The organism is Campylobacter concisus (assembly GCF_902460535.1).
GTDB lineage: Bacteria > Campylobacterota > Campylobacteria > Campylobacterales > Campylobacteraceae > Campylobacter_A > Campylobacter_A concisus_AS.
This window is the reverse complement of the sequence record NZ_CABPTV010000007.1, coordinates 1-20,097: the sequence shown is the minus strand read 5'-3', so window position 1 is coordinate 20,097 and position 20,097 is coordinate 1. Positions and strand designations below refer to the sequence as shown.

Sequence of the window (20,097 nt, the reverse complement as noted above, 5' to 3'; positions counted from 1 at the left end):
GCGAATAGGTCTCATCGCCAGTTGAGCAAGGCGCACATAAAATTCTAGCCTCCCCAAGCTCTTTTGCGTAGTAGATCACGTCTTTTAGCTGTGCTAGCTCTCTATAAAAATATGTCTCATTTACGGTGACTAAATTTAAAAGATCTTGCCTAAGCAGCGTGTCAAATCTTATCATCGAAACTAGATCTTTAAAGCTTTTTATCTGGCGATTTTTAGCAAATATACTAACTCTTTGCAGAGTGATATCCCTCTTTGGCTCTAGATCGACCCCGCAAAGCGTCTTTATAGTGCTCATAAATTCGTTAAATCCATCCATGTCGCTTGGTGCTTTTGCCTCTAAAACTTCGCTTTGTTTATCCACTTTGTTAAAAAGCATTTAAAAACTCCTCAAGCTCTTTTCTTATCATCATTAAATTTAACGATTTTAAATTTTGATTTAGCTCTTTAGCACGCTTTGGCATGCCATAAACTATCGCGCTCTCTTCATTTTCAGCTATGCATTTTGCGCCTGCTTTATAGAGCTTATCAAGTCCAGCTGCGCCATCATCGCCGATGCCAGTTAGCAAGATCGCAAGTAAATTTACATTTTTGGAGATCTGTGTGCCTGAGTTAAAAAGCACATCAACATTTGGCGTATATATCGTTTTTATCTCAGGTTGTGGCTTTGCACTAACTGGCAAAGTCGCTGAAATTTCAAAATTTTGATCACAGATATAGACGATATTTTCTCTTAAATTTGTCTTTTCGCTTAGAATTTCAACATTTATATTGCACTCCCTGCCCATTTGCGTGACAAATGAGTTTATAAACATCTTATTCATATGCTGAGCTATGACGACCATCGCACCATTTAAATTTATATCTTTTAATAGTTTTTTTATATGACCTGGGCCTCCTGTAGAAGCCCCTATTAAGACCAGTTTTTGAGCCACTAATTGCCTTTAAATTTAAAATTTACCACACAAATCAAGTTCTAAATTCGCCAAGTTTTGCATTTAGCGTATCTGTCATCTTGTTTAGATGCTCAGCAGCTGAAGCTATCTCTTCTACGCTTCTTGCACTTTGAGATGAAATTTGACTTATGCCCTCCATGCTTTTTACTATATCGTCAATATCCTTGCCAGTCTTTATATAGTCCTCGATAGTTTTATCAGATAGTCCTATGGCTGATCTCATGATACCACTCATATCTCTTATGGTGTTTTGCGCGTTGTTTGCCACGCCTGTTAGCTCGCTTATTTGTTTAGAATTTATACTCATTTGCTCGCTACTTTCATTTATCGCTTGAACGATGACGTTGATAGTTGCATTTATCTCAGTGAGGCTCTTTTGAGTGCGCTCAGCTAGCTTTCTAACCTCATCTGCAACAACTGCAAAGCCACGTCCATGCTCACCTGCACGTGCTGCTTCGATGGCTGCATTAAGGGCTAGTAAATTTGTCTGATCTGCTATGTCGTTGATAACAACAAGGACTGATTTTACCTGCTCAGCATCTCGGCTAAGCTGCTTGATCTTGCCAGCCATTTGATTTTCTATATCAGATGTCTGAGCGATCTCTGAAGATAAATTTGAGATGGTATTTAGCGTCTCATCAACGTAGGTTAGCGCCTTTTGAAGATCATCTTTGCCGCCTTTTGCAACTTCGATTGACTCTTTCATATATGATTGTATCTCAGTGCAATCCTTCCCAGCATCCTCAACTATCTTGCTTGAGTTTTCTACCCCGCGACCAGTTTGGACTGAGGTTGAGCTAAGCTCATTTGCGATGGAGCTGTTTTCATTTGAGATATCTTTTGCCTCGGCGATTAAAACCCTTACTTTTTCTATAAATTTATTTATAGCCTCGCTGGCTTTTGCTATCTCATCTTTGCCAACGACTTCCAGCTTTCTTGTTAGATCGCCATCGCCACTTGAGAGGTTTGTAGCTCGCAAGATTAGCTCATTTAGCGGTTTTGTGATAGAAAATTTAGAGTAGAGCATGGCAACTATTAGTGAGATGATTAAAACTACGACGGCTATGACGATGAAATTTGTAGTGTTTGCATTGGCATCATTTTGCATGGTAGCTGAAATTTTATCTATCTCTTTATACATGCCCTCAAGACCAACAACAGACATCAGCACTACATCTTCATGAAAGAGGCTTAGTTTTAGCCCTTTTCCTATCTTTCTGGTAGTTGAGCCATCTTTTGACTTAGCCACAAAATTTACAAAAGCGCCCTCGCTATTTTCTGAGGCTTTTTGCATGAGATCTTTTATGTATTTATAGCCATCTGCATCAGTTGCTTCAAGTCTATCAAGGCCGTTATACTCAGGCACTCCAGGACTAGAGATAACCACACCTTTTGTAGTGTAGATACTAAAGTATCCCTTTTTATCATCGCCAAATCTAGCTTTTGAGAGATAGTCGATGATATCTTCTTTTTGATCTTCAATGGTCTCGTTTGCGTCGTCATAGACCTCTTGAATTTTTAGCAAAATGTTTGAAACGATATCCATCTCTTCACTTAAAGCTGCCCTTTTGTCGGCTAAGACCTTTTCAGTCAGCTGTTTGGTAGAAAATTCTATCGCTTTGTTTTGTTCGTAAATGTTTAGAAAGACTAAGATGGCTCCAAGCACCAGTAGGGACGAGACAATCATCATCGTCACTTTTGATGAAATTTTCATAATACCTCCTTTTTAATGTTTAAATTTCCTTAATTTTGAGATTATAACACCATTAAAAGTAAAATATTTACTTTTTATTTGTGATCTTATATAAAAAGCTAAATATCTCAGCCACCGCTTTATATAAATTTGGCGGTATCTCTTGATCGACCTCGACCTTGCTTAAAATTTCAATGAGATCAGGATCCTCTTTGATCGGTATATCGTGCTCTTTTGCAAGGCTTATTATCTTGTTTGCTATCTCGCCAGCACCGCTTGCAAGCACCTTTGGAGCGTTATCTTGCGACCTGTTGTAGCCAAGAGCGACGGCTTTTTTCTTATTTACTTGCATCAAATTTTCTTATCAAAGCCCACATCAAGGCCGCCAAAATTTTTAAATCTATCGTTTAACTTTACCTTTGGCAAGGTTTTGATGTTAAAATTTGAAACGATCAGCCCAAGCTTTGAGATCGCTTGCTTTAGCTCGCTTGAGCTAGATAAAATGAGCTCTTTAAACTCATTTGTCTGCGTTGCCACCGATAGATCAATATAGCGTTTATCCACAAGCCCCACCATCACATTTATCTGGCCAAATTTCTTAAAATTTAGATCGATCTGGGCATAAAATTTATCCTTTTTGCCCTGTTTAAACGCGACATTTCCGCCCTCCACGCCGTCCCAGATATAAGGCATATAAGTTTGTATGCCTCCTTGCAGGCTTGAGACCATCTGATGCATTTCTATTTGAGAGATCATCTTGTTTGCAGCATTTACAGTTTGGGCGTTTTGGCTCTTTTCGCTTATGTTTAAAAGCGTGCTTTTTACATCTTGATTTAGCACCTTTGAAATTTCACTGCCGCTCTTTGTCGTGATGTTGTTTATATCGTTTGTAGCAAGTTTTAGTTGCTTTAAAAGCGTCTTACTCTCAGCTAGATCGCTTTTAGCCGCACTTGCTTCTGGATCTGCTAGGCTTAGGCTATGAGCGAGACGTCTTGCCGCACTTTGGAGCTTATCTTGCAAGCTGCCCTCTTTTGAGACGTCGCTAACCTCGTTAAATGCCTTTACAAGCCCAGCCTCATCGCCTATGTTATTTAGCATTTTTAGATCGTTTTTTAGGTTTTCAAGGATAGCTTTTAGCTCTTTGTGGTTTGAGCTAAAAGCCACACTTTGATTTAGCTTTTCACTCGCTAAATTTGCTACCTTTTCGCTTAAATTTGAGATGAAATTCTCCATCTTGCCGATCTGGCTTTTTACCATATCTGCGCTTTGCTCTTTTGAGAAGTTTTTATCAAGAAATTTAGCCACATTATCAAGCTTATCCACATCTTTTAAAAGCGTTTTTATGCTTGAGTTATCAAGGAGATTTTTAGCATCGCTACTCGCTTTTTCAAGCATGGAGGTGAGCTTCATAAATGAGTTTTGATTATCCAAGCTCTCATCATTTAGAGTTAAAATTTGACTAAGTAAATTTTGATTTGAGAGATTTTTTATATCGCTTAGTAGCTTTTGTATCGAGCTTGGCAGCTTCTCTGGGGTAAGCGCATCTTTTAAATTTGCTTCAAGCATGACGCCTGAGTTTTTGATCTGATCATTTAGCGAGCCAGTTTTTAGGTCGGCTATTGGCTTTAGAAATTCTTTTAGTTTTAGTGCAAGGCTCTTTATCTCAGCGCTTTCATTTTGCGCAGCTTCTGCCTCTAGGCTTTTTGCAAGATCAGATAGCTCGCTAGCTAAATTTGGAGCGATCTTAGTATCTTTTGCCTGAGATAAAATTTGCTCAGCTTTACTAAGGCTTGAAGCGCTTTTTAGATCATCAAGCACCCTTGCAACTAGCTTACCAACGTTATCAAGAGCATTTGAGATGGTCTGCTCACTTGGCGTCCCAGCTGGCTGATTTTTAAAAAGCGAGCCTTCATTTTTACGAACAGGCGCGTTTTGGGCGGCGTTTTGCCCAGTTTGAACCGAGGTGTTTGATATATTTAGAGAATTTGCTACGTCCATTTTCTACTTTTTATTTTCTCTATCGGCAAAATTGCCATTTTGATGAATAGTCGCGATGCCAGCCGTCCTTGCAACGAGCCTGTCGTTGTAGTCTTTTCTCATGTGCTGCGGTATGGTTTTTTGCGTTAGCGCAAATAAAATGAGCCCAACATAAAGCACTAAATAGACATAGATGAAGCCAAATGCGCCAAAAATTTTCATCGCATAGCTCATAAGAAGCGGCGAGAAAAGCGAGGCAAAAGAGTAGCTAAAAAGCAGCGCGCGTGCCACTTGGACGCTCTTTGTCTTGTCTGTGATCTCGTCATTTGCCCTAGCAAGCGAAAGTCCGTATGTGCAAAAAATGCCGCCGCCAAAGAAAAATGAAAGTACGTATTGAACGATCAAATTTGAGCCATTTAGCAAAAATAAAACCGCACTGATTAAAGATACAACGCTACAAAGCAAGAGCGCTGGGCGTCTGCCATATTTATCTGAAAAGCCTCCGATAAATGTTTGAGCCAAAAAGCCCCCAGCCATCGCTATGGTCATAAAAAAGGACGCCTCTTTTGCGCTATATCCTTGAAGTAAGACAAAGAGGCTTGCCATAGAAAAAAAGCCATTTATCGCAAGTCCTGCAACGAGCGCTCCCACGAGTGCTAGCGGGACGATACCAAAAATTTTTGGGATGTTTATGGGTTGGCGCTGCGGGATTTGAGGCTGGTTGATGCGGATTAAATTTAAAGGTATGCTTGAGAGCATGATAAAGGCTGCACTGATGATGAAAATTTCAAATGCGCTAAGATCAAGCGCTAAGATCAAAATTCCAAGTCCAAAGCTCGTGTAGAAAACGCACTCGTAAAAGGCGATAACGCGTGATCTTATCTTGTTTGGGATCTTAGCGTTTAGCCAGCTTTCTATAACCATCAAAAGTGCGTAGTAGCAATATCCCAAAAAGGCTCGCAAAATCGCCCAAAAGATCAAATTTTCACTTATGGCGTGAAGCATGGCTGAGACTGCAAATATAGCTGAAAAGATAGCAAAAGCTCTGATGTGGCCGGTGGTTGAGATGATCCTGTGCGCTGTGATCGTGCTAATTAACGCTCCTATGAAAAATCCAGTGTTAATTAGTCCAATCGCAAGCTCGCCTACGCCATTTTGTTTAAGAAGCGCACTACAAGATGCGATGACTAGGCCATTGCCTATAAAAAGTAGGCTCATACCTAAAAATAGCGGTCCCATCGAGCGAATGATCCTAAAGCTACTTGCCATCTGCGTCCTTTTTTAAATTATTTTGCATTATCCCAAAGATAAAAGCTCCAATAGGCATCGGAGCAAGCCCCACTAAAAAGCCAGGCACGTTTAGTAAATTTTCATTTTTTAAAAATATAAATCCAAAAAAAAGTATCGCATACGCAACCAAGCGATATGGCATAAATGCCGCCACAAAACTCCTATCTTTAAATGAAAATTTCTGCTTTTTTAGCCTTGCTTTTTCATCTTTTAGGCTAAATTCTTTTGCCTCATTCTTGGGCAAAATTTCATCATCTTCTTCGTCCTCTTCTTCTATCTTGGCTAAAATTTCCTCTCTTGCATTTTCTAGCCTCGAGTTTATGCGGTTTTTATAGGCAAAAAAGCTAGCCGTTAGGATGATAAGCGAGGCAAAAAATGAAATTTGCGAGCTTATAAAAAATTGATTTGATATAAATTTGCCAACCACGCTAAGGGCTAGCCAAAGCGCAAAGTAGCAAATAAAAAGCCTGCTAATCGTCCTCGTCATCATCGTCTTTTTTATAGCCTTTATATCTTGTCTCGTCCTTTAGCTCATCTAGGCTTTTAACCTGCGCTTTGTAGGCTTTATAGACATTTAAAATGGCAGCTGCAATGCCAAAGGCAAGCCCTATCCAAAGCGCTGGCGTGAAATTTGTAGCCTTTTTTACAAGATACCCCAGCCCAGTGCCGATCACCACAGCCACGACCATCGATATGCCAAGGCTTAGCTGCTCTGCACCTGCTACGATATCTTTTATCTTAAATTTTGCCATTAAGCTTTTATCTCCAAAAATGCCTCTTTGGCTGCATTTACCGCTAGGTCGATATCCGCTTCACTCATCGCATCGCAGATAAATCCCGTCTCAAACTGACTTGGTGCTAGATAAATTCCGCGCCTAAGCATCGCTTGATGAAATTTAGCAAAGAGTTTTGTGTCGCTCTTTAGCGCATCGTCGTAGTTTTTCACGGCATGCTCTGTAAAAAAGTAGCCAAACATAGAGCCACGAACCTCGGTTTGTATAGCGATACCAGCGCTTTTTGCTGCCTCTTTAAAGCCGTCCATTAGTTTTTTAGCTAGTTTTTCAAGTCTGGCGTATAAATTTACATCGCTATTTATCTTAGAAATAGCCGCTATACCAGCGCTCATCGCCACTGGGTTGCCACTTAGCGTACCTGCTTGATATACAGCGCCCTCTGGACTTAAGCAGTCCATGATCTTAGCCTTACCACCAAATGCAGCGACGTTCATGCCTCCGCCTATAACTTTGCCAAATGTGACAAGATCGGCATCTACTTCGTGAAATGGATATGAACCAAGGCGAGAAGCTCTAAAACCGCTCATAACTTCATCAAGTATAAGCACTGCGCCAAATTTATCGCAAAGCGCCCTAAGCTCCTGCAAGAATTTCTTATCAGCTGGCACAAGCCCCATATTTCCAGCGATAGGCTCGATTATGACGACGCCTATTTTGTCTTTGTTATTTTCAAAGATGGCTTTTACGCTCTCTATATCGTTGTAGATAGCTAAAAATGTATTTTTCACAACGTCTTGTGGCACGCCGCCACTTGAAGCGTTACCGTATGTCGTAGCGCCACTTCCTGCTTTGATAAGGAGTGCATCGCTGTGTCCGTGGTAGCAGCCTTCAAATTTGATAAGTCCGTCTTTTTTAGCATATCCTCTAGCCACTCTGATAGCGCTCATAGTAGCCTCCGTGCCAGAGCTAACGAAGCGAATTTTATCTATTTGTTTAAACTCATCACATATTAGTTTTGCTAGAGCGGTCTCTTTTGGAGAGGGAGCGCCGTAAGAGACGCCTTGTTTTACAGCAGAGATGATCGCCTCTTCGATATCTTTGTCGCAGTGACCAAAGATGAGCGGACCCCAGCTTTGGATGAAGTCAAGGTATTTTTTGCCCTCGACGTCGTATAGATAAGCACCCCTAGCATGATCTATCATCACAGGCTCTCCACCAACGCTGCCAAATGCACGAACAGGTGAATTTACGCCGCCTGGGATATATTTTTTAGCTTCGCTAAATGCCTCTTTATTTGTCATTTTTTATCCTTTTGATTTTGTGTTTTTAAATTTGTCTTTTGATTATCTTTTTGATTTATTGCTGGTTTTGCTGGTGTTTTTGCACCTTGAGTAGCGGTCGCTTTAGCAGGATCAGCTGGCTTAGTAGGGGCACTCTTTGCTGGCTCTACTGGCTTTGCAACAGGCGCAGTTTTAGTGGATTCAGGCTGTTTTTGCGTAGCAGCAGGTGCGGCTGGCTTGGCTAAATTTTGCGATTTTGGCGCTTTTGCAGGAGGTTTCATCTGATTTGTGATGTATTCATAAAGTATAGTCGTCTCCTCGTCTGTTAAAAAGTAGCTTGGCATGACCCCTTTTGGCTTTGTTAGAGCGGCTTTAAAGCTTTCAAAGTCTATATCATTTATCTTTGGCGCTCTAAGCTCATCATCTACTGTTTTGTTTGCCTTTTTATCAAAGTGCTTGTATTTAGAGATCAGGCTGCCCTCGCCCTTTGCGCCGTGACATTTGTCACATCCTATGCCACGTGGATTTAGGTAGAGCATCTTGGCGTACTCGGTCTTTGTGATAAAATCAGCACCAAAAATCGCCACGCAAAAAAGCAAAATCAAAAAAACAGACCTCATAAACCTCTCTTTTAAAAATTTAATTTATTTTTAGGTATGATACCACCCTTGTGATTAAAAAAGCTTTTAAGTAAGGATCAAATATGAAAATTTTAGACGGAAAAGCCGTATCTTTAAAGGTCAAAGAAAGCGTAAAAGTAAGAGCTGATGAGCTAAAGAAATTTGGTGTCGAGCCAACCTTGACCGTCGTCTTGGTCGGCGAAGATAAGGCATCTCAAACATACGTTAGAGCCAAAGAGAAAGCCTGCAACGAATACGGCATAAAAAGCGTGGCTCACCGTCTAAGCGAAAATACAACCCAAAACGAGCTACTTGCCCTTATAAACGTGCTAAATTTAGACGATAGCATCCATGGCATCTTGGTTCAGCTGCCACTGCCAAAGCATATCGATACAAATGTCGTGCTCGCAGCGATCGATCCACGAAAAGATGTAGATGGCTTTCACGCTGTAAATGTTGGCAAACTTGTTAGCGGACTTGATGGTTTTGTGCCTTGCACACCGCTTGGTGTGATGGAAATTTTAAAAGAGTATGGCATTGACGTGGCTGGGCTAAACGCGGTTGTTATAGGTAGAAGTAATATCGTTGGCAAGCCTATGGCAAATTTATTCCTAAACGCCTCTGCAACGGTTACTGTGACGCATAGCAAGACTAAAAATTTAAAAGAAATTTGCAAAAATGCTGACCTCATAGTTGCAGCCATTGGCAAGCCATTTTTCTTAAAGGCTGATATGATAAAAGAAGGCGCGGTAGTCGTTGATGTGGGCATAAACAGACTTAATGATGGCAGGCTTGTGGGCGATGTGGATTTTGAAGAGGTCGCACCAAAATGCTCATATATCACGCCTGTTCCTGGCGGCGTGGGCCCTATGACCATAGCCATGCTTTTAAACAACACCATCCTTGCTGCACAAGCAAAGATAGCTAAAAATTAAAGAGTGAGATAATGAAGAGAGCTTTTACTAAATTTTATGACTTTTGCTCGAGCTGGACAGGCACGGTTATCATCGTTTTGCTTGTCATTTTCTTTGTAGCTCAAGCCTTTGTGATCCCGTCTGGTTCGATGAAAAACACACTTTTGGTTGGGGATTTTTTATTTGCTAAAAAGTATGTTTATGGCATACCAACACCAAGAATTCCTTGGCTTGAGGTGAAAATTTTACCTGAGCTACATAACAATGGTCACCTTATAACTGGCGATGGTCCTGCAAGGGGCGATATAGTCGTTTTTCGCTATCCAAACGATGAGAAAACTCACTTTGTAAAGCGCTGCTTTGCAACTAGCGAAGACGAGATCGTTTTTACTGAAAAAGCCCTCTATCTGCGCCCAAAAGAGGGAGATAGCTTCATAAAGGCAAACTGCCGTGAAAATTTAAATGGCAAAGAGAGTAAATTTGGCTACTCATGCAGCGACATAGCCGAGCTTGATGGCAAACTTTTCATAAAAGAGCCGTATAGATTTAGTGGCATCCATTACGACGAAAATGTAAATTTATTTGAGCAGATGGTTTTCATGCTAAATACAAACAAATCAAACGTTTTTATGAAGCCAGCGCTCATTAGCTCACTACCGCAAAATCCAAATTTTAACTTTAATGCATTTTACGTAAAAGTGCCAAAAGATGAATACTTTATGATAGGCGACAACCGCGATCACTCAAACGACAGCCGTTTTTGGGGAAGTGTCGCTTACAAGGACATAGTCGGTCAGCCTTGGTTTATTTATTTTAGCTGGGACAATAACTACAATGTGCGCTGGGAGCGTATCGGACGCTTTGTAGATACGATAGAAAATGATGAGTTTTTCACAAAACAAGCTCTAAAAGAGGGAGAAGTTGATGGACTTCACTAATTTTGATCCTATAAAGGTCGCCACTATCGTCATCTCTTTAATAATCGCCATCGTAGGCCACGAGATCGCTCACGGATATGTCGCTTATAAATTTGGCGACAACACCGCAAAAAGCCTTGGCAGACTTAGCATAAATCCCATAAAACACATCGATCCTGTTGGCACTATCATCGTGCCACTGGTACTTTATCTAAGCACTGGCATGATGTTTGGCTGGGCAAAACCAGTGCCTGTAAATACCTACACAGTCGTGCGAAATGGCGGATACAAGGCAGCTATCTACGTAAGTCTAGCTGGTATTTGTTACAACATCATCCTAGGCGTCTTATCGCTTTTTGTGCTAAAGGCTTTGCTAAATATAGAAACCTTTGACGTTTTACTTCAGTTTTTATTTACGCTTGCGCTTTTAAATTTGATGTTAGCCATCTTTAACCTCTATCCGATCCCGCCACTTGACGGCTTTCACGCGCTCGAGTATGCACTTAGAAATTTTGGCTTTCACGCACTGGCAGAAAAGCTTGAGGGTATCTCAAGATACGGATTTGTCATCCTTATCATCATCCTCATTTCACCTTTAAAAGATACTATCTTTTATCCAACAAGATACGTTTTAGATATCGCAAGCGCCTTTATAAATGGCTAAATTTAGAGCAAATTTGCTCTAAATTTTTGGCTTTGTGATCTTATAAGAGTACTCTTTTTTAAATTCCTCTTTTGGCGCAAGGCTAAATTTAAGCTCCACCTTGCCATCTTTGCTGATATCTTTTTTATCAAAGCCCTTTATCTCGACCTTTACAGCCTCGTCAGCAGATACTGGCACGCGATCAACCAAAGTGACATCTACACTTTTACTTGAGTTATTTTTGACACTTATCTCATAGCCCTCTTCGCTTATGCGGTCTTTGCCAAGAAGCGAGCTCTTTTTAAATTTATTTAATCGCTCTTTTTTAAGCTCGATTAGCTCGTTTTGTCCTAAAAATAACTGTGCTGGCTCATCTTTAGCTTTCATCTCAAACTCGCTTGGACTACCGACACTCACACCATTAACATAAAACTGCGTTTTAGCTGGAGTTAGATCGTCATTTAGCTTAAAGCTAGCTACGTTATATGCCTTTAGTGAGCCGTAAAAATCAGCAAAAACGCTAAAATTTGCATCCATTTTTTGTGTATCGTAAGTTATATATTTGCTCTCGCCTTTTGCTAAATTTATCCCATCTATCTTCCAAATTTTGGCAAACTCATTCTCATCTCTTTGCACACGCATATCAGCGACCTCAGCAGCGACTTTCGCAGCTCTTAGCATATTTTTTGAAGCGCCGTAACCATCAGCTTCAGCCTCGCTCTCCTCATACCAAGGGTAAAACTTGCTTGGAGCAAGTGCCTTTTGATATCTGGTTGGATATATAGCGAGCTTTAAATTTTCAACTTCACTAGCATATGGGTTGGTGAGCAAAATTTCTTGTTTTATCAAGATATTTTTGTTTTTTGTATCTGCATAAATTTCATTTAGCGTCTTTGGCGCCTCATCATCCATATATGAAAGCGTCGCCTCTTTTGGGTCGCAAGCAAATTTCATATCAAGCTGTAAAAATCCAGTCATCTCGCTCTTTGGCTCATTTTTATTAAGCGCTTCAAGCTCACTTTTAGCAGCTGAAATTTTCTCGATATTTTCTAGGCTAAATTTATAAAACTCCTCAGCTCTTTTTGTCACATCGTTACTTTTATTTTCTCCTATCAAAGCTTGCTCTATAAACCTACCTCTTGCATTTAGCGCCTCAAGTTTATTATTTAAATTTACAACTTCTTGCTTCCATTTTATGTAACTTTGGCTATTTTCTTCGCTGATCTTTTTTAGATTAGCATTCGCGTCACAATCCCCATTTATAGTGATGCTCTCACTCTCCACGCCCTCTGGTACAAAGGCGCTAAAAGAGCTGTTTGCGTCACTAAATTTTTGAGTGATGATGGTTTGATCTGTGTAGATCTCTATTAGATTTTCATTTGCAAAGGCTAGCGTAGAAGCCACTAAAAAGAGTGCTTTTTTCACATTTTCTCCTTTAAATTTTTGGTAAATTATAGCTTCATTTTGGCTGAGAGTAAAATTTTATTTTAATGCAACTTTGACTATAATCAACAAAAAAATTTAACGGACTTTTCATGAAGATAGATAAAGTTTTCTTAGCTAGCGATCACGCTGGTTTTGAGCTAAAAAACGAGCTTAAAGAGGCTATTAAAGGGCTTAGATACGAAGTAGTTGATCTTGGCACAAATGATAAAAATAGCGTTGATTACCCTGATTATGCGCATTTGCTAGCGAGCAAGCTTGAGCCTAACTGCTACGGCGTGCTAGTTTGTGGCACTGGCATAGGTATATCAATAGCTGCAAACAGGCACGAAAACGTAAGATGCGCCCTTTGCCACGACGAATTTACCGCTAGACTTGCCAGAGAGCACAACGACGCAAACGTGATCGCTTTTGGCGCAAGGGTTATTGGCGCAGGCGTGGCTATCTCGGCGGTTGAAGCCTTTTTAAAGACAGAGTTTGCAGGCGGCAGACACGAAAGAAGAGTCAAAAAAATAGAGCTTGAGGCAGGCAAATGATAGGCGAGTGGATCGTTTTTACCGCTCTTGTTTGTGCTGCGATCTACCTAACCGTCATGGTTTTTTACTTCAAAACGCTTCTAAAAAAAGAGCGTGCGACAAAAGATTTTATGAAAAATAACCTCCAAGATACCGAGGTCGTCATAAGAAAATTTCAGATCCAACTCCAAAGAAGTCTAGGCAATATCGACATCTTGACAGACGAGCTAAACAAAACTAAAAACGACGTAACCTCACTTCGCACAAGAAACTCCCAGTACCGCTTAGAAAACGACAAGCTAAGACAACGAATTCGTGAGCTTGAAGGCAAGATCGAAGCGCTACTATAACCTCAAATTTAAGGAAATTTATGAAAATTTTAGATCAAAAAGGCAAAGAATTTTTACTAAAATCTATTCGCTGCATAAACGACTTTCCAAAGCCTGGCATAGTCTTTCGCGACATCACGACGCTGTTAAATAACAAAGAAGCATTTAACTTTTTGATAGACCATTTGGTGGCTAGATATGAGGACGCAAAGATTGACTACATAGCTGGCATCGAGTCACGTGGCTTCATCTTTGGCGCGGCGCTTGCAGCAAGACTAAGGCTGCCTTTTGTGCCTATTCGCAAGCCAAAAAAACTACCTTTTATCACGCTTTCTCAAAAATATAGCCTAGAATACGGCGTCGATGAAGTGCAAATTCACATCGATGCTTTTGGAGAAAAAGCGGGTGCTAGAGTGCTTTTGATGGACGATCTCATAGCCACAGGAGGCACTGCAAAGGCTTCAGTTGAGCTTATCAATCAAACTAACGCGACCTGCGTAGAAGCGTGCTTTCTTATAGATCTAGTCGATCTAAAAGGTAGCGAAAAGCTAAAGTCGCTTACTAAAATTTACAGCGTTTTAGAGGTTTAGAATGGAAGAGTTTTTTATAGAACTGCTTAAAGAGTACGGCTACATCATACTTTTTGTCTGGTGTATCATGGAGGGCGAGATGGCCTTAATAATGGCTGGAATTCTCGCTCACACCACGCATATGCACATAGCACTTGCTATCTTTGTGGCTGGACTTGGAGGCTTTGTGGGAGATCAAATTTACTTCTATCTTGGCCGTTATAATAAAAAATACATCGCAAAAAGGCTTCACACGCAGCGGAGAAAATTTGCAGTGGCACATATAATGCTGAAAAAATACGGCTGGCCGATCATCTTTTTGCAACGCTATATGTATGGCTTTCGTGTCATCATACCGCTTTGCATAGGACTTACCGGCTATGATGCTAAAAAATATGCCTTTATAAATTTGATCAGCGCTTGGTGCTGGGCGGCGATCACCACCATACCTGCTTGGATACTTGGCGAGCATATACTTGTGCTTTTGCAAGAAGCAAAAGAGCACTGGTACGTCGCTATCCCAGTGGTTGCCATATTTATGGGGCTTTTGATCTATGCATTTAAGCGCATCGAAAATAAAATTTTAAACGAAAGGAGAGATAGAAGACATGCAGTTTCAAATAGTTGATAAGAAATTAAAAGATATAAAAGCTGATATTGAACTAATTTTCGTAGTAGATAAGGAGTTAAAACATAAATTTATAGGCGATAAAGAGGCTATTAAATTTAATAATTACAAAGGCGATAGCGTCCTCATCCTAAGTGAGGCAAAAAGGGCTTATGTGCCACTTTCTAAGCTTGATCTCGACGAGCTTAGAGTTGCGGCTGCTAAAGCTTATAACGCACTAAAGTCGCTAAACATCAAGAGCATAAAGCTAGCTTCTTACGTAGCGCAGTGCCAAAAACTAAGCTTTGAGGCACTTGCTGAGGGTTTTTTGCTTGGAAGTTATGAATTTAACAAATATAAAGAGAAAAAAGAGAGATACACCCTAAAAGAGGTCATCTTTTCTACTGAAGAATTTTCTGGCAAAAAGATCGATCTAAAGGCAGCAAACGAGGGCTTTAAAGAGGCAGAGATAATAGCAAGCGCTACAAATTTCACAAAAGATATCGTAAATGAAATCCCAGAAATTTACACACCGCAAAAGATGGCGCAGGACGCTTTAAATTTAGCCAAAAACATCACAAGCATAAAGTGCGAGGTCTATGACGAGAAATTTCTAGCAAAAGAGAATATGAACGCATTTTTGGCGGTAAATCGCGCAAGCGTGCATAAACCAAGGCTCATCCACCTAACCTATAAGCCTAAAAAGTCTAAAAAACGCATCATCTTTGTTGGCAAAGGGCTAACATACGATAGCGGCGGACTTAGCTTGAAGCCGGCTGATTATATGCTAACAATGAAATCAGACAAAAGCGGCGCAGCAGCAGCACTTGGCATCATAAAGGGTTCTGCGGAGCTAAATTTACCATTTGAAATTCACGCCATTTTAGGCGCAACTGAAAATATGATCGGCGGCAACGCCTATAAACCTGATGACGTGCTTATCTCAAGAAGTGGCGTTAGCATAGAGGTGAGAAACACCGATGCAGAGGGACGTTTGGTGCTGGCTGACTGCCTAAGCTACGCACAGGACTTTAGACCAGACATCCTAATCGACATGGCAACCCTAACTGGCGCTTGCGTCGTAGGACTTGGCGAGTACACGACTGGCATCATGGGCAACAGCGAGAGCCTAAAAAGCGAGTTTAAAAACAAGATAAAAGATAGTGGCGAGCTAGCGACTACGCTTGATTTTAACCCTTATCTTAGCGAGCTTATCAAAAGCCAGATCGCAGACGTTAGCAACTGCGCCTCAAGCAGATATGGCGGCGCGATCACAGCTGGCATGTTTTTAGCTAAATTTATCAAAGATGAGTATAAAGATAAGTGGCTACACCTTGATATCGCAGGTCCAGCATACCGCGAAAAGGCTTGGGGATACAACCAAGCAGGTGCGAGTGGAGCTGGCGTTAGGATGAATTTATACTTTTTACAAGCACTTAGCAAGGAGAATTGATGGGACTTTCAGTTGGAATAGTAGGCCTACCAAATGTGGGCAAATCAACAACATTTAACGCACTTACAAAGGCACAAAACGCAGAAAGTGCGAACTATCCGTTTTGCACTATCGAGCCAAACAAAGCCATCGTGCCAGTGCCTGATAAACGCCTAAACGAGCTTGCAAAGATAGTAAGTCCTAATAAAATTCAATACTCAACCATCGAATTTGTCGATATCGCAGGCCTCGTAAAAGGGGCTAGCTCTGGCGAGGGACTTGGCAATAAATTTCTATCAAACATTAGAGAAACCGAGCTTATTTTACACATCGTTCGCTGCTTTGAAGACGAAAACATCACTCACGTCGAGGGTAGCGTCGATCCAGTAAGAGACATCGAGATCATCCAAACCGAGCTGATACTAGCTGACATCGAGCAGCTAAACAAAAAGATAGAAAAGCTCACAAGAGAGGCGAAAGCAAATGCAAAAGGCGCAAAAGAGGCACTTGAGATAGCAAATTTGCTTCTAGCTCACCTAAATGATGGCAAAAGCGCAAGTAGCTTTGAGCAAAGAGATAGCGAGGCGTTTTTAGCACTAAACAAAGAGCTAAGGCTTCTAAGCGCTAAAGAGGTAGTTTATGGCGCAAATGTCGATGAAGAGGGGCTTAGCGAAGATAATAAATTTGTAAAAGCGCTAAAAGAGTATGCTAAAGCCTCAGACCACGAGGTGATCAAGCTTTGCGCCAAGGTCGAAGAGGAGCTAATCGGCCTAAGCGACGAAGAGGCACACGAGTTTTTAGCATCTCTTGGCACGAGCGAGAGCGGCCTTGAAAAGATCATCAAAACATCTTTTGCGAAGCTAAATTTGATAAGCTATTTCACCGCTGGCGTCGTGGAAGTTAGGGCTTGGACGATCACAAATGGCTGGAAAGCACCAAAAGCAGCAAGTGTTATTCACAACGACTTTGAGAGGGGCTTTATCAGAGCTGAAGTTATAAGCTATGATGACTACATCGCACATGGCGGCGAAAACGGAGCCAAAGAGGCTGGCAAGATGAGACTTGAGGGCAAAGAGTACATCGTGCAAGATGGCGACGTGATGCACTTTAGGTTTAATGTCTAAATTTAGCCCTTTTTGGGCTAAATTTATCAAATTTCATGCTTATTGAATTTTAAAAATATTAAAGGAAAGTTTGTGCTCACAGCAGATAATGTCTCAGAAATTTTTTATCAAATTACAAATAAAAAAGCACAACATATAGTGGCACTAGGAGGAATGACTAACTCAAATTTTCTTATCACAACTTCAAATGTCGATGAACCAGACAACCAATATGTTTTAAGAATTCCTGGATTAAATTCAAATAATATGATAAATAGACTTTGGGAAATAAAAAATCAAATTTTAGCTTCTGACTTCGGATTAAACGTACCAACTGTATATTTTAATGAAAATAATGGTATAAAAATAACTAAATTTTTAAAAGGAGCAGAAACGCTTAAGCCAAATACAATCAAAGAACATATAAAAGATATTGTAAAAAGGCTTCGTGAATTACATACAAGCAATTTAAAATTTCAAAACGAATTTAATCCTTTTTTAGAATTAGATAAATATTTGCGCTTAGTCAAAAAAGAAAACTTAAATGTTTTTAATGACGATTTAGAAAAAAGTATTATTTTTTTTAAAGAACTGGAAAAACATATATACAAAATAAACCAATCAAAGTATGGATCAAATTTATTTTTAAAACCGACACATGGTGACTTAGTATCAGAAAATATACTGTTTGATAATGGTAAAATTTATATAATAGATTGGGAATATTCAGGACTTAACGATCCTTTATGGGACATTGCATCACTATTTTTAGAAAACAATTTTACAAAAAAAGATGAAGAATATTTTCTTGGTTTATACAGTGCAGATAAACAAGATAGGCAAAAAATAGGAATTTTTAAAAATATCCAAGATATATTATGGACAGTTTGGACGCTTGCAAAATTAGATAACCAAAATAAAAAAGAGTACCTAGAGTATGCAAAAAATAGATTAGAAAGGGTTTTAAAATATAATATATGAATATAGGATATATTGCTGCGTTAGCAAGTGGACTTTTGTGGGCATTAGACGGCATATTCTTGTCCTTTTTGCAGGTCCCTAGTATTATTATTGCCATATTCCATGATGGCTTAAGTTTTGTTTTTATTCTATTTTATTTAATTATTTCTAGATCTTTTAAAAATATAACCAAAATCCCAAAAAATAGTATTAAAATTATAATAACTGCCTCCTTTTTTGGAGGTTTTATTGGTATGGGGTCTTTTATAGCTTCAATTTATTACTCTGGAGTCTCAACAGCTGCACTTTTTAGTTCATTATATCCTATTATAAGTATTGTTTTATCAAAATTTTTCCTTAAAGATAGACTAAAACCAATAGGCTACTTTGGTATCACGATTGCCGTTTTTGCAAGTATTTGTTTATGTTTTATCATGTATGAGTATTTTGAGTTTAATGCTCTTGGTACATTATTTGGATTTCTGTGTGCTATTGGTTGGGGAACCGAATGTGTGATAATAAATATTGCATTAAAAGGTAGTATCGATACAAAATTTGCTCTTTTCATAAGACAAGGAATAAGTTTTTCTTGCTTTTTAATTTGTTTTGCTATTCTTTTTATGTTTTTTGATGATTTTTATTTAGGAAGAAACATAACTATTGACATAGAACTTAGCAAAATTATATTGGCTTCATTTTTTGGTACAATTTCATATATTTTATATTATATTGGCATACAAAAAATAGGGGCTCTCAGAGCTATGGGGTTAAATATCTCTTATAGTTTTTGGGCTATTTTGTTAAGCTATTTTTTTGGAGCCAAGATGGTTTTTGCAAAGACAATACTGTCAATAATTTTAATTTCTGGTTCATTGTTAAGTAACTTATAGGGTAATTATGAATGCAATTATACTAGCAGCAGGGCTCGGATCTAGGTTAAGAGAATTAACAAAAAATAAGCATAAAGCACTTTTTGAAATAGAAGGCGTACCAAATATTGAAAGAACTATAAAGTTTTTACATGAAATAAATATAAAAGAAATTTATATAATTACCGGATATTTAAGCGAGCAATTTGAATATCTAAAAGACAAATTCAATGTAGAATTAATTAAAAATAATAATTATGATAAACTTAACAACTTATCATCTTTCTCCTTAGCTCTACCATATTTTGCAGATAGTTTTATAATAGATGCAGATGTTGTATTATTAAAGAATGTTCTTCATATTCCAACTATTTCAACTTATTTTACTACAATTAGAAAAAAAACCGACAAAAAAGAGTGGGTTATAAAAAAGCATAATAACAGAGTTATAGGAGTTGAAATTTGCAATAAAGTAGAGTCATCTCTACTTGGTATAAGTTTTTTTGTAAAAAAAGATGCCGAAATCATAAAAAAACACATAAAGAGTTTAGGTGAAGAGTCTTTTTTGGACCCTAAAAAATACTATGACAATGCGATATTAGATACTCTTTACAATATAAATATGGGATTTATAGATATAGACAATAATCTAGTTGCAGAGATTGATGACATAGATGATTTAAACGAATTAAATTTTAAGATAAAGACTTTAAAATGAGAGAGATTTCAATAGAGGAAGCAAAAAGCATAATGCTTGAAATGGCAAATTTTATTCACAAAATTTGCATAGAAAATGACATAAAATATTCTCTTGCATATGGCACTCTAATAGGCGCAGTTAGACACAATGGCTTTATCCCATGGGACGATGATTTTGATATCTTTATGACAAGGAAAAACTATGAAAAATTAATAAAAATTCTAAAAAAATCCGATGACTACTATGTATTGGACTTTTACGAGGATGATTATATTTTTAATTTTGCAAAACTTTGCTCAAAAAGATTTATAGGAAAATTAACTTCAGATGATTTAAGACCTCACCCAAAAAGTTTTGGTATTTTTATAGATATTTTTCCACTAGATAATATAGTAGATTCACCTGACAATTGGATGAAAACACAAAAAAAACTGGTTCATGCACTTTCCTTTACAAGCTTTTATACATTTAATAAAGCTGGCAAAAAGAGTAGAAATTTTATAAAATCTTTTACAAATTTTCCGAAACTTTTATTCTATAAATTTATAA

23 protein-coding genes and 1 pseudogene are annotated in these 20,097 nt (G+C 38.8%); 13 read left to right on the top strand and 11 right to left on the bottom strand.

Annotation, left to right across the window (positions count from 1 at the left end):
* The 10 genes and pseudogenes from FZ945_RS06750 to FZ945_RS09875 all read right to left on the bottom strand — a co-directional run.
* A partial coding sequence (locus FZ945_RS06750) for a protein-glutamate O-methyltransferase CheR (RefSeq protein WP_508610026.1) occupies positions 1–376 on the bottom strand: 376 nt, incomplete at its 3' end.
* Positions 366–932, bottom strand: a complete 567-nt coding sequence (locus FZ945_RS06745) for a CheB methylesterase domain-containing protein (protein ID WP_021087663.1) — start codon at positions 930–932, stop codon at positions 366–368. The genes FZ945_RS06750 and FZ945_RS06745, both read right to left, overlap by 11 nt.
* Before the next feature lie 34 nt (positions 933–966).
* Positions 967–2,667, bottom strand: a complete 1,701-nt coding sequence (locus FZ945_RS06740; protein ID WP_148803456.1) for a methyl-accepting chemotaxis protein — start codon at positions 2,665–2,667, stop codon at positions 967–969.
* A 67-nt stretch (positions 2,668–2,734) separates the two neighbouring features.
* A complete protein-coding gene (locus FZ945_RS06735; protein WP_223227339.1) occupies positions 2,735–3,001 on the bottom strand; it encodes a FlhB-like flagellar biosynthesis protein in 267 nt (88 codons plus the stop codon).
* Positions 2,998–4,644 (bottom strand): flagellar hook-length control protein FliK, encoded by a 1,647-nt coding sequence (locus FZ945_RS06730; RefSeq protein ID WP_148803454.1) that lies wholly within the window; start codon positions 4,642–4,644, stop codon positions 2,998–3,000. The genes FZ945_RS06735 and FZ945_RS06730 overlap by 4 nt, the downstream gene beginning before the upstream one ends.
* Positions 4,645–4,647: 3 nt before the next feature.
* Positions 4,648–5,892, bottom strand: coding sequence for an MFS transporter (locus FZ945_RS06725; RefSeq protein ID WP_148803452.1), 1,245 nt, complete (start codon positions 5,890–5,892; stop codon positions 4,648–4,650).
* On the bottom strand, positions 5,882–6,400 hold the full coding sequence (locus FZ945_RS06720) for a hypothetical protein (RefSeq protein WP_262367181.1): 519 nt from the start codon (positions 6,398–6,400) through the stop codon (positions 5,882–5,884). The genes FZ945_RS06725 and FZ945_RS06720 overlap by 11 nt, the downstream gene beginning before the upstream one ends.
* On the bottom strand, positions 6,384–6,665 hold the full coding sequence (locus FZ945_RS06715; RefSeq protein WP_002939762.1) for an AtpZ/AtpI family protein: 282 nt from the start codon (positions 6,663–6,665) through the stop codon (positions 6,384–6,386). The genes FZ945_RS06720 and FZ945_RS06715 overlap by 17 nt, the downstream gene beginning before the upstream one ends.
* Positions 6,665–7,948, bottom strand: coding sequence for a glutamate-1-semialdehyde 2,1-aminomutase (gene hemL / locus FZ945_RS06710; protein WP_148803448.1), 1,284 nt, complete (start codon positions 7,946–7,948; stop codon positions 6,665–6,667). Before hemL ends, FZ945_RS06715 begins: the two co-directional genes overlap by 1 nt.
* 263 nt (positions 7,949–8,211) lie before the next feature.
* Positions 8,212–8,547 (bottom strand): annotated as a pseudogene (locus FZ945_RS09875) (c-type cytochrome); the annotation flags it as partial.
* Between the two features lie 83 nt (positions 8,548–8,630).
* On the opposite strand from FZ945_RS09875, the gene folD reads away from it, so the two are divergent.
* The 3 genes from folD to FZ945_RS06690 are packed head-to-tail and all read left to right on the top strand — an operon-like array spanning position 8,631 to position 11,042.
* Positions 8,631–9,482, top strand: a complete 852-nt coding sequence (gene folD, locus FZ945_RS06700) for a bifunctional methylenetetrahydrofolate dehydrogenase/methenyltetrahydrofolate cyclohydrolase FolD (protein ID WP_148803444.1) — start codon at positions 8,631–8,633, stop codon at positions 9,480–9,482.
* Positions 9,483–9,493: 11 nt separating this feature from the next.
* Positions 9,494–10,399 carry a signal peptidase I gene (lepB, locus tag FZ945_RS06695; protein WP_148803442.1) on the top strand — a complete coding sequence of 302 codons (906 nt, stop codon included), beginning with the start codon at positions 9,494–9,496 and terminating at the stop codon, positions 10,397–10,399.
* Entirely contained in the window at positions 10,386–11,042 is a 657-nt protein-coding gene (locus tag FZ945_RS06690) for a site-2 protease family protein (RefSeq protein WP_148803440.1), read from the top strand. The genes lepB and FZ945_RS06690 overlap by 14 nt, the downstream gene beginning before the upstream one ends.
* Positions 11,043–11,060: 18 nt before the next feature.
* On the opposite strand, the gene FZ945_RS06685 is transcribed toward FZ945_RS06690, so the two are convergent.
* A complete protein-coding gene (locus FZ945_RS06685; protein WP_148803438.1) occupies positions 11,061–12,446 on the bottom strand; it encodes a DUF4139 domain-containing protein in 1,386 nt (461 codons plus the stop codon).
* 110 nt (positions 12,447–12,556) lie between these two features.
* On the opposite strand from FZ945_RS06685, the gene rpiB reads away from it, so the two are divergent.
* The 10 genes from rpiB to FZ945_RS06635 all read left to right on the top strand — a co-directional run.
* Positions 12,557–13,000 carry a ribose 5-phosphate isomerase B gene (gene rpiB / locus FZ945_RS06680; protein ID WP_148803436.1) on the top strand — a complete coding sequence of 148 codons (444 nt, stop codon included), beginning with the start codon at positions 12,557–12,559 and terminating at the stop codon, positions 12,998–13,000.
* Entirely contained in the window at positions 12,997–13,329 is a 333-nt protein-coding gene (locus FZ945_RS06675; RefSeq protein WP_002939538.1) for a hypothetical protein, read from the top strand. Before rpiB ends, FZ945_RS06675 begins: the two co-directional genes overlap by 4 nt.
* A 20-nt stretch (positions 13,330–13,349) precedes the next feature.
* Positions 13,350–13,898 carry an adenine phosphoribosyltransferase gene (apt, locus tag FZ945_RS06670; RefSeq protein ID WP_148803435.1) on the top strand — a complete coding sequence of 183 codons (549 nt, stop codon included), beginning with the start codon at positions 13,350–13,352 and terminating at the stop codon, positions 13,896–13,898.
* Between the two features lies 1 nt (position 13,899).
* Positions 13,900–14,505: a DedA family protein gene (locus FZ945_RS06665; RefSeq protein ID WP_054196332.1), complete on the top strand. Its 606-nt coding sequence runs from the start codon at positions 13,900–13,902 to the stop codon at positions 14,503–14,505.
* A complete protein-coding gene (locus FZ945_RS06660) occupies positions 14,486–15,937 on the top strand; it encodes a leucyl aminopeptidase (RefSeq protein ID WP_148803433.1) in 1,452 nt (483 codons plus the stop codon). Before FZ945_RS06665 ends, FZ945_RS06660 begins: the two co-directional genes overlap by 20 nt.
* On the top strand, positions 15,937–17,040 hold the full coding sequence (ychF, locus tag FZ945_RS06655; protein WP_107964915.1) for a redox-regulated ATPase YchF: 1,104 nt from the start codon (positions 15,937–15,939) through the stop codon (positions 17,038–17,040). Before FZ945_RS06660 ends, ychF begins: the two co-directional genes overlap by 1 nt.
* Before the next feature lie 72 nt (positions 17,041–17,112).
* Complete coding sequence (locus tag FZ945_RS06650; protein WP_107937518.1) at positions 17,113–18,000, top strand: choline kinase family protein; 888 nt, start codon at positions 17,113–17,115, stop codon at positions 17,998–18,000.
* Positions 17,997–18,869, top strand: coding sequence for a DMT family transporter (locus FZ945_RS06645; protein WP_148803431.1), 873 nt, complete (start codon positions 17,997–17,999; stop codon positions 18,867–18,869). The genes FZ945_RS06650 and FZ945_RS06645 overlap by 4 nt, the downstream gene beginning before the upstream one ends.
* A 7-nt stretch (positions 18,870–18,876) precedes the next feature.
* Entirely contained in the window at positions 18,877–19,566 is a 690-nt protein-coding gene (locus FZ945_RS06640) for an NTP transferase domain-containing protein (protein ID WP_187424176.1), read from the top strand.
* A partial coding sequence (locus FZ945_RS06635) for a LicD family protein (RefSeq protein WP_148803427.1) occupies positions 19,563–20,097 on the top strand: 535 nt, incomplete at its 3' end. The genes FZ945_RS06640 and FZ945_RS06635, both read left to right, overlap by 4 nt.